This is a genomic window from Cytobacillus sp. OWB-43 (assembly GCF_034651445.1).
In the GTDB taxonomy this organism is placed as follows: Bacteria; Bacillota; Bacilli; order Bacillales; family Cytobacillaceae; genus Cytobacillus; species Cytobacillus kochii.
Genome location: NZ_JAYEFF010000001.1, coordinates 199,805 through 214,294, shown reverse-complemented (window position 1 = coordinate 214,294; position 14,490 = coordinate 199,805). Strand labels below are relative to the sequence as shown.

Below are 14,490 nucleotides of genomic sequence, written 5' to 3'. Positions count from 1 at the left end.
TGAATATTTGTTCCGAAAATATTTTTTTAGGTTGGAGGCAGGTCTTAAGCAGATTTAATCTACGAAAAAACGACCTCAATAAGAGATCGCTTTTAAGTTAACTTTTATGATCTTTTTGGTATTGTGCAAATTCTTTTTCAGAACAGAAAACAAAGTGACCAGGACGAACTTCACGCATTTCAACCTTCTCATCAGCACTATATTGATGAACAGCTGGGTCATATGCTTTTCGCTGACGTGTTCTTTCTGACTCTGGATCAGGTAATGGAATAGCAGATAATAATGATTGTGTATAAGGGTGCATAGGATTGCTATACAACTCTTCCGCTGTGGCAAGTTCAACTAGCTTACCAAAGTACATCACACCAATTCTATCACTAATATACTTAACCATTGACAAATCATGAGCAATGAATAAGTAAGTTAACCCTTTTTCACGCTGAAGTTTTTTCATTAAGTTAACAACTTGTGCCTGAATAGATACGTCAAGAGCAGAAATCGGTTCATCAGCAATAATGAATTCAGGTTCAACAGCTAGCGCTCTAGCTATACCGATACGCTGTCTTTGTCCACCAGAGAACTCATGTGGATAACGGTTAGCATGCTCTTTATTTAAGCCTACTGTTTCAAGTAACTCATAGACGCGTTCCATACGCTCTTTTTTCGACTTTGCAAGCCCATGAATATCAATACCTTCAGCAATGATATCCGCAACCGTCATACGAGGATTTAAGGATGCATAAGGGTCTTGGAAAATCATCTGCATTTTACGGTTAAATGCTTTTAGTTGATTGGTTGACTTTTTACCATGAACATTTTCACCATTAAATAAAACTTGTCCATCAGTGGCATTATACAAGCGTATAATTGTTCTACCGGTCGTTGATTTCCCACAACCTGACTCACCAACTAGACCAAGGGTTTCACCTTTGTAAATATCAAAAGTAATGCCATCAACCGCTTTAACCATATTCGATTTACCAACATTAAAATGTTGTTTTAGATTTTTTATTTCAACTAATTTCTCTGCCATAACTTAAATACCCTCCTTCACAATTACTGGTTTATCAAAATTGGAGGACATTTGACGTTGACGCAACTTCACCGCTGCAGGTGGTTCAACATGAGGTGCATCAGGGTGTAACAACCAAGTTTTCGCAAAATGTGTTTCAGAAATTTGAAACATTGGTGGTTCTTCCTCGTAATCAATGGCTAATGCATATTTGTTCCTTGCAGCAAATGCATCACCAATTGGCGGATTTGTTAAGTCTGGTGGCGTACCAGGAATGGCAGCTAATTCATCTTTTGTATCATTATCAACACTTGGCATAGAAGCAAGTAGTCCCCAAGTATAAGGGTGCTTCGGATCATAAAAGATTTCATCTACTGTGCCTATTTCAACGATTTGACCAGCATACATAACAGCTACACGATCTGCCACATTGGCAACAACGCCTAGATCATGAGTGATAAAGATAATAGATGTGTCCATTTTCGCTTGTAACTCTTTCATTAACTCTAAAATTTGAGCTTGAATAGTTACATCAAGAGCGGTTGTAGGTTCATCAGCAATCAGTAATTTAGGGTTTGTAGCCAAGGCTATAGCTATCATTGCACGCTGTCTCATACCACCTGAGAATTCATGCGGATATTGATTTACTCGTTTATCAGGCATCGGAATACCAACTAGTTCTAATAACTTTATTGCACGTTTTTTAGCATCTGCTTTAGATAATCCTTGGTGCTTAATCAAACCTTCCATGATTTGATTACCAACTTTCATTGTTGGGTTTAATGAAGTCATTGGATCCTGGAAAATCATACTTATATCTTTACCGCGTATGTTTTCCATTTCTTTTTCTGATTTAGGTACAATATCATCACCATAGAAAAGAATTTCTCCACCAGTAATTTGTCCTGGAGGCATTGGAATTAGTTTCATTAGTGTTTGTGAAGTAACACTTTTACCTGAACCTGATTCACCAACAATAGCTAATGTCTCACCTTTATGAAGGTCAAAGCTAACACCACGAACAGCTTGTACCGTCCCTCCATAAGTTTGGAATGAGACTTTTAGATCTTTTACTTCGAGAATTTTTTCCATGTTCTCACTCCTTATTTACGGCTTCTTGGGTCGAGTGCGTCACGTAGACCATCACCGACTACATTGAATGCAAAAATGGTTAAACAAATAAAGATCGCAGGGAAGAATAATCGCCATGGGTAATATCTTAACGCTGGTAAACCATCATTGGCCATTGTACCCCAACTCGCTAGAGGCGGTGTTAAACCTAATCCTAGGAATCCAAGATAAGCTTCTGTAAAGATCGCAGAAGGAATTGTTAATGTCATTGTAACTAAAATTGGACCCATTGAGTTTGGAATTAAATGTTTACCCATAATTCTTGTTGTATTTGCACCTAAAGTTTTAGAAGCAAGAACAAATTCTTGATTCTTCAAGCTAAGTACTTGCCCTCGAACAATCCGGGACATATTAATCCATCCGGTTATTGTCATAGCAATAATCATCGTACTTAAACTTTGGCCAAGCACAACCATTAACAAGATAACTAATAACAAGTAAGGAATGCCTGATAAAACATCGGCACCACGCATCATTATTTCATCGGTTCTACCACCTTTGTATCCGGCGATTCCGCCCCAGGCAACACCAATAAATAAATCGATTAACGCAGCTGCAACACCGATAAAGATCGAAATTCTAGCACCTTCCCACGTACGAGCAAACATATCTCGTCCAAGATCATCGGTACCGAACCAATGCTCAGCAGAAGGTGGCTGATTTTTATTTGTTAAATCATTTGACTTATAGTCATATTCTGTCATATATGGTCCAAAGATTGCCATGAAGATGAGAATAATAAGTAGGACTATACCAAACATAGCAAGCTTATTTTTTCGGAATCTAATGAAGACATCTTTCCAAAATGAAAGACTTGGCTTCGAAATCTTTTCGGCATCATCTAATTGTGTGCCGACAACTTTGAATTTATCATTCGCACTTTGCATGATTTATTATTCTCCTTTCTTCCCAGCTAGTTTAATCCTTGGGTCGATGATTCCATACGCAATATCCACTAGGAGAATAGCTAATAGTAAAAGAATACTATAAAACACTGTCACACCCATTATTACTGTATAATCACGATTTGTAATACTTGTTACGAAGTGGAAACCTAACCCTGGAATACCGAAAATCTTCTCGATAACAAAGCTACCTGTTAAAACACCAGCAGTTAATGGTCCTAAATAAGTAACTACCGGAAGAAGAGCATTTCTCATTGCGTGCTTAACTGTAATTACTCCACCGCTCAAGCCTTTTGCTTTAGCAGTTTTAATATAATCATTTGCTAATACCTCAATCATACTAGATCGTGTGAGTCTTGCGATATAAGCCATCGGTCCTGCTGCAAGTGCAAGAGCTGGCAAAATGGTATGCATAAATGATTCCCAACGAGCTACCGGGAATATTTGCAATTTTATTGCTAAGAAATATTGTAAAAATGTTGCCATAATGAATGATGGCACGGATATTCCTAAAACAGCAACAGCCATTGTTGAATAATCTTGCCATTTATTTTGCCTTAAAGCAGCGATTACACCAAATAAAACACCTAAGGCAACGGCAATTAGTATTGCTTGAAAACCTAATACAAAAGATACAGGGAATCCTTCTGTGATCAAATCATTAACTGTTTGACTTTTGTATTTAAAAGATGGGCCAAAATCCCACGTTACTACATTGATTAGATAATCAAAATATTGTTGATACCATGGCTGATCTAAGCCATAATGTGCTTGTAAATTCGCTTCAATTTCTGGTGGTAGTTTCTTTTCTGAAGCAAACGGGTTTCCAGGTGCAATGCGCATAAGGAAAAATGTTGCCGTTACAATTAGCCATAATGAAATTATCATATATAACAGACGTTTTCCTATATATTTCGTCATTGTCCAACACCTCCAATTGATTTTACTGAGGTCAGTATGTCTACAACTGCAAAGCTCATAATAGATAATATAATACAATTTTACCATTAGAAGGATAATACCTATTACAAGAACGAAGGTATATAGGAAGTTTCATCCCATATACCTTACATTTAAAAGATCAAATTATTCAAAGTGAGCCCACTTAAATTGAACATCGCCTAATCCAGATACAAAAACATCATTTAGGTTATCATCTTTAACCCAGTTATTTGTATAGAAATAAATTGGTGCAACCGGCATTGCTTCCATAAAGATTGCCTCTGCATCCTTTAATAATTGTTGACGCTTTTCAGCATCTGTTTCAGTTTGTGATTGTTCAAGTAATTTTTGGAATTCAGGATCTTCCCAACCAGTGTTGTTATTTCCACCGTCAGCATCTTTGTACATTTCCAAGAAGTTCATAGCGTCATTAAAGTCACCTAACCAACCCATACGAGCAATTTGGAAGTCTCCACTATTTACACTATCAAGGAAAACATTCCACTCAGCATTATCTAGAGTTACATTAATTCCAAGATTTTCACTCCACATATCTTGAATGGCTTGAGCAATCTTTTGATGTGCTTCAGATGTGTTATAAGAAAGCTTGATTTCTGGTAATTCTGATGCATCGCTTAATCCTAATTCTTCAAGACCTTTATTTAAGAATTCTTTAGCAGTTTCAACATCATTATCAGGGAAGTACCCTTCTTCATTTTCTGGGAACATCGTAGGTGGAACGATTGCCATAGCTGGAAGTTGTTCCCCTTGTGTAATGTTATTAATAATTGAATCACGATTAATTGCGTGAGTTAAAGCTTTTCTAATATTTTCATTATCTAATGGTTCAATAGTAGTATTGAATTTGTAGTTATAAACACCGGCAATTGCTTGTGTTTCTAATCTACCATCATCTTTAAGTGCTTGCATTGCATCTGTTGGAAGAGCTCCTGTCGGAGAACCTGCCCAATCCAATTCACCATTATCAAACATAGATAATTCAGTATTTGGATCATTAATCATGTACATTTCAATTTTATCTAATTTTACAGTGTCTTTATCCCAATAAGTGTCGCTCTTTTCAAGAGTGATTTGGTCACTATGAGACCATTCAGCTAAGTGGAAAGGTCCGTTTGTCGTATAATTTTCACCAGCATCTGTTGCCCAGTCTGGATTTTCTTTTGCGATTTTACTATTTACTGGTAAATAAGTATAGAAAGCTGTTAGTTCAAGAAAGTAAGGTGTTGGGTTTGCTAGTGTAACTTCTAAAGTTTTTTCATCTACAGCTTTAACGCCAACATCATCTAAGCTACCTTCTCCTGTGTTAGCAGCTTCTGCACCTTCAACATAATATAGTTGATACGCATATGTTGATTGATTAGCTGGGTCTAATGCCCATTTCCATGCATATTCGAAATCTTCTGCAGTTACAGGATCTCCATTTGACCATTGTGCATCTTCACGGATATTAAATGTGTATGTTTTTTGGTCTTCTGAGATTTCCCAATCTTCTGCCATAGCGGCTGCTGGTTTATCGTCTTGACCAATTCGAGTTAATCCTTCTAATACGTTACGAAGAACAGTACCAGAAGTAGAATCTTCAGCCAAACCTGGATTTAATGAAGGTGGTTCAGTATTAATATTTACTTTTAATTCTTGAGGTACATCACTACCTCCATCGCCACCATCTGCATTGTCATCGCCTCCGCCAGCGCAAGCTGCTAGAACCATGCTAGCTAAAAGTAGCATACTTAAAAAGATTGACCATCTTTTTTTCACGGTGAAACCCCCTATTTTTAATTCAAACGATTCTTCACAGAAATAACAGTTGTTCACATAGAGTAGATTGATGAAAAAATCAAACAATTTTTATTATAAAAAAAGAGTTGATTCCTTTATGCATACTAAGGAAAGTAAGTTTATTTTGATAGAACAAATTCCCTCTATTCAGATAATTCAGCTTGAATATTAAAATTTGTATCTATTAGACTACGATAAACTCACCTTTTCATCATTCCATCTACCTGTAACCGAACAAAATGTAATATGTTTGTAAAGATGTCGTTTGGTAGGTTTTATTATAGTTTCTTTAAAAGTTTATTTCAAGCCCGTTTTAAATAATCTAAATTATCTATATTTTTTCAAAAAAATGTCGAAACATGTATTATTATTGTCATGTAAGGGTTTTCATAAGTTTTTATTGGTATATAACAAATAAAAATTTTTTTTGCTGTTATAACGCTCACTTGATTTACTTCTACATATATTATATTATGATTACAAATAAATAATACAAATTGCTGTGAGAAAAGAGTAGTACATTTAAGATGGTTTTAAGAGAGCTTATGGTAGGTGAGAATAAGCAACCTATTAAATCGAATGGACTTTTTGAGCATGAATATATCGATTCACGTTAGACTAACGTTATCTGTCTTTAAGAGATTCACATATGTGAATAATTAGGGTGGCACCGCGGACCATTCGTCCCTAGATTTTTTAGGGATGAGTGGTCTTTTTATATGTTCATTTCTCATAGCAAATAGGAGGATTATGATGAAAAAAACACTCTTTTCTGGTATTCAACCCAGTGGAACAATAACAATTGGTAACTATATCGGGGCATTAAGACAGTTTGTTGAGCTGCAAAATGAGTATGATTGCTACTTTTGTATCGTCGATCAACATGCTATCACTGTTCCACAGGATCGCTTACAACTAAGAAACAATATCCGTAGCCTAGCAGCACTTTATGTTGCGGTAGGCTTAGATCCTAATAAGGCAACTCTATTCGTTCAATCCGAAGTACCTGCACATGCACAAGCCGCATGGATGTTACAATGTATTTCTTATATCGGTGAGTTAGAAAGAATGACGCAGTTTAAAGATAAATCTGCTGGTAAAGAAGCTGTCTCAGCAGGCTTATTAACCTACCCACCACTAATGGCTGGAGATATCCTATTATATGGTACAGATATTGTCCCGGTTGGAGAAGATCAGAAACAGCATTTAGAATTAACAAGAGACTTAGCAGAAAGATTCAACAAAAAATACAATGACATCTTTACGATTCCAGAAGTAAGCATTCCAAAAGTGGGCGCACGAATCATGTCACTTCAAGATCCAACGAAAAAAATGAGTAAATCTGACCCTAATAAAAAAGGATTTATCTCTATTTTGGATGAACCGAAACAAATTGAGAAGAAAATTAAAAGCGCTGTAACAGATTCTGATGGCATCGTTGCTTTTGACAAAGAGAATAAACCTGGCGTTTCAAATTTATTAACGATTTACTCGATATTCTCAGGTGAATCAATTGAAAATATTGTGAATAAATATGAAGGAAAAGGGTACGGTGATTTTAAAGGGGATTTAGCTACAGTAATTATTAGCCACTTAAAACCTATTCAAGATAAATATCATCATCTCATGGAATCAGCAGAATTAGATGAGATATTAGATGCAGGAGCAGAAAATGCCAATAAAGTTGCAGGTAAAATGGTTAAAAAGATGGAAAACGCTATGGGATTAGGAAGAAAAAGGAAATAAAAAAAAGGGACGTTCAAATTAAATTGAGCGTCCCTTTTTGATTTAATTTACCTTTGAACCATTTTCCATTTCCCATAACTTTTCAAAAAAAGGTTGTCCTTTAATGATATTCTCACAAAATCTTTCATGTTTCTTAGACCAACCTATCTTACTGTCTTCATATAAATTCATCCATGCATCATGGAAACCCATTGATTGAATACTTTTATACTCTTCAGGCAGCCATTCTGTAAACCAATAGCGAATTTCCGCTTCATTTTCTGAACTATGAAGTTGATCTAGTGCCATAAACATTAATTGTTTGAGCTGCCTTTCCTTCCTTGTCAGGCCTTTCATTAATTCTGGATCTGGAGAAAGAATGTGAAAACTTTTTAGACTCGGCTTTTGTTCAAAAGTATATTCCATTTCATCGTGATTAGAAATCATTTCATATGTAAGTTGTTCTTGTCTTGGTATCAATCTACTCTTTCGAATTGGAATATGATACCCTATTGTATCAACGGCCATAATGCTTGTCCCATCAGTAATGACAAAACAATAATCCAATTGCACTCTTTCATGATTTTTTCTTAAATACGCTTTTTGATACACGTCATTCAATAGCTGTTGTGGTAATTCAGATAAATCATTTTCAATATAATGAAATAGTGCTGGTGTGATCCTTAGTAATGGTACTTGATCCAATAATTCAACTGCATCATCTTTTCGCCATTCATGAAATTGACAAACATTGTAACCATTCTCTTCCCCTTCAAACCAGTTCACCCAAACATCATGAAGATATAACATTTCCTAACCCCCACTCGCATGATTATTTGTCAATAAGTATGGGCAAACAACTCTGTTTTTATTCCTTTCTTTTACAATCTAATCCATTATTATTCTTTTTTTACCTTTGATTAGAAAGCAATTTGTACTTTATATTGAAATATACTTGCTATATATAGCGTATTTAATATGGAAGTAAATGTTATAATATTCATTTATTATTCACTAAAATAAATATTAATATAATTTAGAATAGTAAATAATTAAATCCCCCACTCACTACAAAGTATATAACCGTTTTCTCCCCAAAAAAAGAATGCAATTACCTTAAAAGGTCAATTGCATTCTTTTTCAGACTTACCAGCTAGGCCTTTACCTTCTAGATTTAGGGTTAAGAGCGTCTTTTAAGCCTTCTCCGATAAAATTTATTGCTAGTATGGTGATTGTAATAGCTGCAGCGGGCGGTACCCACATCCACGTTTTATTTCTTAATACGTCAGAATCACGGGCTTCAAATAACATATTACCCCAACTAGGTATATTTGCTGGAACACCAGAACCTAAAAAGCTTAAACCTGCTTCAGCAACAATTGTTACTGCTAACATTAATGTAGCCTGGACAATAATTGTTGAGGCTATATTCGGTAATATATGTTTAATAATAATCTTTATCGGCCTCGTACCAATTGATTTTGCTGCTAAAACATACTCATTCTCTTTTTCCGAAAGAAAACGGCTTCGGACAATTCTGGCAACTCCTCCCCAGCTAAGGAAACTGATGACCAAGATCAATGTCCATACTCCTGATACTTTCCCTACTAATATCGTATTTAATACAATAACAAATATTAAAAATGGAAAATTCAAAACAAAATCTGTAATACGCATGAATATTTGATCAATCTTTCCACCATTATATCCAGCAATAGCTCCGACAATTGTACCAATAGATATAATTAGTACCATACAAGACAAGCCAATTAACAATGATGTCCTAGCTCCATAAACCATTCTGGTGAATACATCCCTACCATTTGTATCTGTGCCAAACCAGTGCTCTGCTGAAGGTTCCAGGTTCATTGACATAAAATTAATTCTAGAGATATCTTGTGTGGTGAATATTGGTCCAAAAATAGCGAGCAAGACAAACGCAGTAAATATAATTAAACTCGTCATTGCTATCTTGTTTTTGAGAAATTTATTGCGGGCAATTTTCCATGGAGATAGTTGTTTTTGGTTTGATTTTACTATTACTTGATTTGTATTTAAAGAAGCTTTCACCATAATTGCCCCCTATCCTAACCTAATCCTAGGATCAACTATACCGTAGAGTAAATCCGCAATTAAGTTACCTATTAATGTTAAAAATGAAAGCAGCATGGTAATTGTCATCAACACCGCATAATCTCTTCTATTAACAGACTCAAGGAACAATAGACCGATTCCTGGATAAGTAAAAATTGTTTCAGTAATAACCGCTCCACCTATTAATGTAGCTATATCAAACCCTAAAAATGTAATTAATGGAATCATTGAGTTTCTTAAAATATGTTTATTATAAATGGATGATTCACTGGTTCCCTTTGCTCTTGCTGTTCGGACATAATCTTTCCTACTGTTCTCAATAACATCATTTCTCAAGAATTGCGTATAAGATGCTGTTCCCATTAAACCTAGAATCAATGCAGGTAATAGCACATGATGCATTCGACTCACATAGTATTCCCATGTGCCTGGCTGTAACCCTACCTCTACTGAACCGGCAAAAGGAAACCAACCTAATTGAAAAGAGAAAAAATAAATCGCTATAATTCCAGCAACGAAAGATGGAATCGCTAAACCTACATAGTTGTATCCTGCTATAAGATTGTCTCCTAAGGTGTATGGCTTTCTACCAGCATACATCCCCATAGCAAAAGCAAAGATATATGTAATTATCAGTGCAATAATTGCGAGAAAAATCGTATTTGGCATTCGGTCAATGATTAAATCGTATACAGGCATTTTATGCGCTGTTGAGTTACCAAAATCTCCTTGAACGAAATTAGTAATCCATCTCCAGTATTGAATATGTATAGGGTCATTATAGCCCAACTTTTCTCTCATATCTTCAATATATTCGGGATTCGTATTTGATGGATCAATTTCCCCCCCAAAAGGGTCCCCTGGCATAAACTTCGCCAGGGAGAAAACCACAACAGAGGTAAGGAATAGTAACGGTATCATACCTAATATTCTTCGAAGTGAATATTGCAGCATGTTCCATTTCCCCTTATCATTTAAAAGTTCGCTTGTCTAATTATTCAGTTACATACCATTCATGTGTATTGGTTTGGTAACCTACAGCATTAATATGAACCCCTTGTAGACGCTTATTAATACCATAAAGGTCTAGGTTCTCCCATAATGGAATACCTGGAAGCTCATCATTGAAAAGTTTTTGCCATTCAACATAGACTTCTTTACGATACTCTTTATCGAATGCTTTCTCGCTTAGACCTTCGTCTAATAATCTTTGATTATCTTCATTTACCCAACGTCCATAGTTCCACTCCGCATTATTTGCCCATAGTCCAGATGGATCCGGATCAGAACCAGTGCTCCATGAACCAAAAAATGCTTCTAAAGCTTCATCATCTTTATCTTTCATATCATTATATAAGTTAAACTCCACTAAAGATCCTGTCGCTAATTCTGTCTTCACACCGATATCATTCCAAGATTGGATAATCGCTTGAGAACGACCTTCAAATGTTGCATTTCCAGCATAATGACCAAATGAAATTGAGAATGGCTCTCCTTCAGGATCTTCTACAAAACCATCTCCATCAACGTCTTTATAGCCGGCCTCAGCTAGTAGCTCTTTCGCTTTTTCTGGATCATACTCATATTGATTTAATTCTGACTCCTCAGCTGCAATCCAGAAAGTTGAAGGAATAACTGTGTTAGATACTGTACCTTTACCTGATAAGAACGCATCAATCATCGCTTGACGATCAAGAGCATGAATTAAGGCATGGCGTAATTCTTTGCTTTTAAATTTGTCAAAATCATCAACATTTGTACGTGTTTCTTGATCACGGTGACCAAACCTTAAACCGATATAAGAATACCCTACACCATTTGTTTCTTCAACTGTGATATGTTCCATCGTTTCAAGTTCTTCTACTTGTGCAGGAGCAACGCCCATAATGTCAACTTCACCATTCTGCAGGGCACCATTTGCTACTGCCGGATCAATCACTTTAACTACTACTCCATCAAGTTTTGGTTCACCTTTATAGTAATCTGCAAACTTCTCTAACTCTACATATTCACCAGCTTTAACAGACTTAACTTTAAATGCTCCTAGACCTACTGGTGTTTGTCTAACCTGTTCTGATTCACCAAGCTCTGCTATAGCCACTCCCTCATAATGCTTTTTAGGCATTGGATAAGACCAAAGATTTTCAAGATTATTGATTTTTACAGATTCAAATGTAATTGCAATCGTATATTTGTCAACTAACTCAATTCCTTCAATTGTCTCCGCTTTTCCATCCTTTTTTTCTTTAGCCCCTTTAATACCTTCTACATAATTAAAACGTGGGCCAGTATATTCAGGATCAGCCATTGTTTCCAATGCAAATTGGTAGTCTTCTGCTGTTAGCTCCTCACCATTATGCCATTTTACGCCCTCTTTAAATTTGAACGTATAAGTGAGCTTATCATCACTAATTTCCCAAGTGGCAAGGTCTGGTTCATATTCTAATTCGTCATTTACTGAATAAATACCATCAGTCATGAAATTCAAGATTTCGGCATCAATCGCACTGCCATAATATGCTGGCTCTAATACACCCTCTGGAGCAGATGTCACTGCTACTGTCACATTTCCACCCTCAACCGGTTCACCAGTGTTGGCTTCGTCTTTATCTCCATCTTTTTCATTCCCACTCGTTTCGTTCCCGCTATTACAAGCTGCTAGAAACATAGAGAATACGAGTAATAACGAAATTAACCAAAAAGATTTCTTTTTCATTGTTCTCCCCCTAAATGATTTTTTAGTTATATAAATGACAAGCTACGTTATGACCAGCCTTCACCTCCTTTAAAGTCGGTTTCACTTCCATGCACTCTTTCATGGCATGTGAACAGCGTGGATGAAACGGGCAACCCGTTGGAGGATTGGCCGGACTTGGTACATCACCTTCTAAGATAATTCTCTGTTTCTTCTTTCTCGGATCCGGCTCAGGTATGGCCGAAATCAAAGCTTGTGTGTATGGGTGAAGTGGTTCTGCAAAAATACTATTCTTATCAGTTACTTCAACAATTCCACCTAAATACATCACAGCAATTCGATCACTCATATGCTTAACAACACTCAAATCATGTGCAATAAATAAAAATGTTAATTGAAATTCATTTTGCAGTTCCTTTAAGAGATTCAATACTTGGGACTGTACAGATACATCAAGTGCTGATACAGGTTCATCCGCAATAATTAGCTTTGGACGTAGTGCTAATGCTCGCGCAATACCAATCCTTTGCCTTTGACCACCAGAGAATTCATGAGCATATTTATAATAAGCATCTGACGGAAGTCCGACCTTATTAAGGAGATCCATGACTTCTTCTTTTAATTCTTTCACTGATTTCCCTCTAAAATTAACGAGCGGTTCTGAGACGATGTCCCCAACCATTTGCATTGGATTAAGTGAGGCGTATGGATCTTGGAAAACCATTTGAAAATCTTTGCGAATTGCTCTTAAAGTTTTTCCTTTCAAACTTGAAATATCTTGTCCATCAAAAATAATTTTTCCATCTGTTGGATTCATAAGTTTTAAAAGCGTTCGACCTGTCGTTGATTTGCCGCAACCCGATTCTCCAACAAGTCCAAATGTTTCGCCATTATGTATTTGAAAACTAACTCCGTCTACAGCTTTGACATGTCCTACCGTTCTTTGAAAAAAACCTGCTTTAATCGGGAAATATGTTTTTAAATCTTCTACTTCTAATAACACTTCTCGCTTCTCAGCTGTGTTATTTGACATATGTATTCCTCCCATTAGTCTGATAGCTGTTCTCATATAAAAGACAGGCAGCCTCATGTCCATTTTCAACAAAACCTAATAAAGGTGTGATTTCAGTACATTCAGGCATTCTTTTTGGACAACGATCAGCAAATCTACAACCAACTTCTGGCATATCTTTAAGGGATGGTACTAAGCCGTCAATCGACCCTAATTCTTTCTCTTCTTCATCCAATTTAGGGATCGATTGTAATAATAACTGTGTATAAGGGTGTTTAGGGTTATGAAAAAGTGCATCTACATTTGTTCTTTCAACAATTTTCCCAGCATACATAACAATTACATCGTCACACATTTCAGCAACGACCCCAAGATCATGGGTAATGAGAATTATTGCCATATTATTGATTGATTGAATTTCCCTTAATAAATCTAGTATTTGGGCTTGTACTGTCACATCTAATGCAGTCGTTGGCTCATCAGCTATAAGTAACTTTGGTTGGCAGGCAATCGCAATAGCAATCATTACCCGTTGCCTCATTCCCCCTGAAAGTTGATGGGGATATTCATCAACGATATTCTCTGGCCTTGATATGCCTACTTGTCTTAAAAGATGGATGCTTTTTTCTCGCGCATCCTTTTTCGAAATCTTCTGATGATTAAAGAGAATCTCCTGTAATTGAAAACCAATTGTGAATACAGGGTTAAGTGCCGTCATTGGTTCTTGGAAAATCATTGAGATATCATTACCTCGGATGGTATTCATTTGATTAATGGAGTAATTCTCAATATTCTTACCTTCAAAAACAATTTCACCACCAGTGACTTTTCCTGTTTCCTTCGGTAATAACTGCATAATGGACATAGACATGACACTCTTTCCACAGCCTGATTCTCCCACGACACCAAGAATTTGTTTTTTCTTTACGTCAAAAGATACATTATCTACTGCGTGATAGACCTTTCCGTCTATATCAAAACCTGCTTTTAATTCTTTTACTTGTAAAATTGTGTCCAAGCTAGGACTATCTTCTTTTCCTACCATTTCAACACCTCAATCGTAATATCTTACAGTATTGTAAAATATTTAGTACTAGGATTAATTATCTGTATATTATTACAAATAGATTACGAATACAAGGAATTTTTTCAAAAATCTATCTTTTGATAATAT

The 14,490-nt window shown here is 36.0% G+C and carries 12 protein-coding genes and 1 other annotated feature; of the genes, 1 reads left to right on the top strand and 11 read right to left on the bottom strand.

The genetic code is table 11. From position 1 onward, the window contains the following. Positions 1-97: 97 nt before the first annotated feature. The 5 genes from U9M49_RS01110 to U9M49_RS01090 all read right to left on the bottom strand — a co-directional run bounded on the left by U9M49_RS01110 (position 98) and on the right by U9M49_RS01090 (position 5,769). Complete coding sequence (locus tag U9M49_RS01110) at positions 98-1,033, bottom strand: ABC transporter ATP-binding protein (RefSeq protein WP_095369799.1); 936 nt, start codon at positions 1,031-1,033, stop codon at positions 98-100. Positions 1,034-1,036: 3 nt separating this feature from the next. Next, entirely contained in the window at positions 1,037-2,104 is a 1,068-nt protein-coding gene (locus U9M49_RS01105; RefSeq protein WP_095369800.1) for an ABC transporter ATP-binding protein, read from the bottom strand. Positions 2,105-2,115: 11 nt separating this feature from the next. Then, complete coding sequence (locus U9M49_RS01100; protein WP_095369801.1) at positions 2,116-3,030, bottom strand: ABC transporter permease; 915 nt, start codon at positions 3,028-3,030, stop codon at positions 2,116-2,118. Between the two features lie 6 nt (positions 3,031-3,036). Further along, positions 3,037-3,969, bottom strand: a complete 933-nt coding sequence (locus U9M49_RS01095) for an ABC transporter permease (RefSeq protein WP_095369802.1) — start codon at positions 3,967-3,969, stop codon at positions 3,037-3,039. 165 nt (positions 3,970-4,134) lie between these two features. Next, positions 4,135-5,769 carry a peptide ABC transporter substrate-binding protein gene (locus U9M49_RS01090; protein ID WP_095369803.1) on the bottom strand — a complete coding sequence of 545 codons (1,635 nt, stop codon included), beginning with the start codon at positions 5,767-5,769 and terminating at the stop codon, positions 4,135-4,137. 514 nt (positions 5,770-6,283) lie between these two features. Further along, positions 6,284-6,482 (top strand) — a binding site (T-box leader). Between the two features lie 61 nt (positions 6,483-6,543). On the opposite strand from U9M49_RS01090, the gene trpS reads away from it, so the two are divergent. After that, on the top strand, positions 6,544-7,536 hold the full coding sequence (gene trpS, locus U9M49_RS01085; protein ID WP_095369804.1) for a tryptophan--tRNA ligase: 993 nt from the start codon (positions 6,544-6,546) through the stop codon (positions 7,534-7,536). A gap of 42 nt (positions 7,537-7,578) precedes the next feature. Here the strand turns inward: trpS and U9M49_RS01080 are convergent, their stop codons facing one another. From U9M49_RS01080 to U9M49_RS01055, 6 genes are all read right to left on the bottom strand, one after another. Continuing rightward, positions 7,579-8,325 carry a YjbA family protein gene (locus U9M49_RS01080; protein WP_322909170.1) on the bottom strand — a complete coding sequence of 249 codons (747 nt, stop codon included), beginning with the start codon at positions 8,323-8,325 and terminating at the stop codon, positions 7,579-7,581. A gap of 351 nt (positions 8,326-8,676) precedes the next feature. Further along, complete coding sequence (opp4C, locus tag U9M49_RS01075) at positions 8,677-9,588, bottom strand: oligopeptide ABC transporter permease (protein WP_095369806.1); 912 nt, start codon at positions 9,586-9,588, stop codon at positions 8,677-8,679. A 9-nt stretch (positions 9,589-9,597) separates the two neighbouring features. After that, on the bottom strand, positions 9,598-10,563 hold the full coding sequence (opp4B, locus tag U9M49_RS01070; protein WP_095369807.1) for an oligopeptide ABC transporter permease: 966 nt from the start codon (positions 10,561-10,563) through the stop codon (positions 9,598-9,600). 40 nt (positions 10,564-10,603) lie between these two features. Next, positions 10,604-12,325 (bottom strand): oligopeptide ABC transporter substrate-binding protein, encoded by a 1,722-nt coding sequence (opp4A, locus tag U9M49_RS01065; RefSeq protein WP_322909169.1) that lies wholly within the window; start codon positions 12,323-12,325, stop codon positions 10,604-10,606. Positions 12,326-12,347: 22 nt separating this feature from the next. Beyond that, the gene (locus U9M49_RS01060; RefSeq protein ID WP_095369809.1) at positions 12,348-13,337 is read right to left on the bottom strand and encodes an ABC transporter ATP-binding protein; all 990 of its coding nucleotides are present in this window, start codon (positions 13,335-13,337) and stop codon (positions 12,348-12,350) included. Next, positions 13,327-14,361: an ABC transporter ATP-binding protein gene (locus U9M49_RS01055; RefSeq protein WP_191814890.1), complete on the bottom strand. Its 1,035-nt coding sequence runs from the start codon at positions 14,359-14,361 to the stop codon at positions 13,327-13,329. The genes U9M49_RS01060 and U9M49_RS01055 overlap by 11 nt, the downstream gene beginning before the upstream one ends. Positions 14,362-14,490 lie beyond the last annotated feature (129 nt).

Bases quoted from the DNA above. Each gene is read 5' to 3' on its own strand.
- U9M49_RS01095 (WP_095369802.1), bottom strand. From the start codon at position 3,969: ATGACGAAATATATAGGAAAACGTCTGTTATATATGATAATTTCATTA.
- U9M49_RS01055 (WP_191814890.1), bottom strand. From the start codon at position 14,361: ATGGTAGGAAAAGAAGATAGTCCTAGCTTGGACACAATTTTACAAGTA.
- opp4B (WP_095369807.1), bottom strand. From the start codon at position 10,563: ATGCTGCAATATTCACTTCGAAGAATATTAGGTATGATACCGTTACTA.
- U9M49_RS01105 (WP_095369800.1), bottom strand. From the start codon at position 2,104: ATGGAAAAAATTCTCGAAGTAAAAGATCTAAAAGTCTCATTCCAAACT.
- opp4C (WP_095369806.1), bottom strand. From the start codon at position 9,588: ATGGTGAAAGCTTCTTTAAATACAAATCAAGTAATAGTAAAATCAAAC.
- opp4A (WP_322909169.1), bottom strand. From the start codon at position 12,325: ATGAAAAAGAAATCTTTTTGGTTAATTTCGTTATTACTCGTATTCTCT.
- trpS (WP_095369804.1), top strand. From the start codon at position 6,544: ATGAAAAAAACACTCTTTTCTGGTATTCAACCCAGTGGAACAATAACA.
- U9M49_RS01110 (WP_095369799.1), bottom strand. From the start codon at position 1,033: ATGGCAGAGAAATTAGTTGAAATAAAAAATCTAAAACAACATTTTAAT.
- U9M49_RS01060 (WP_095369809.1), bottom strand. From the start codon at position 13,337: ATGTCAAATAACACAGCTGAGAAGCGAGAAGTGTTATTAGAAGTAGAA.
- U9M49_RS01080 (WP_322909170.1), bottom strand. From the start codon at position 8,325: ATGTTATATCTTCATGATGTTTGGGTGAACTGGTTTGAAGGGGAAGAG.
- U9M49_RS01100 (WP_095369801.1), bottom strand. From the start codon at position 3,030: ATGCAAAGTGCGAATGATAAATTCAAAGTTGTCGGCACACAATTAGAT.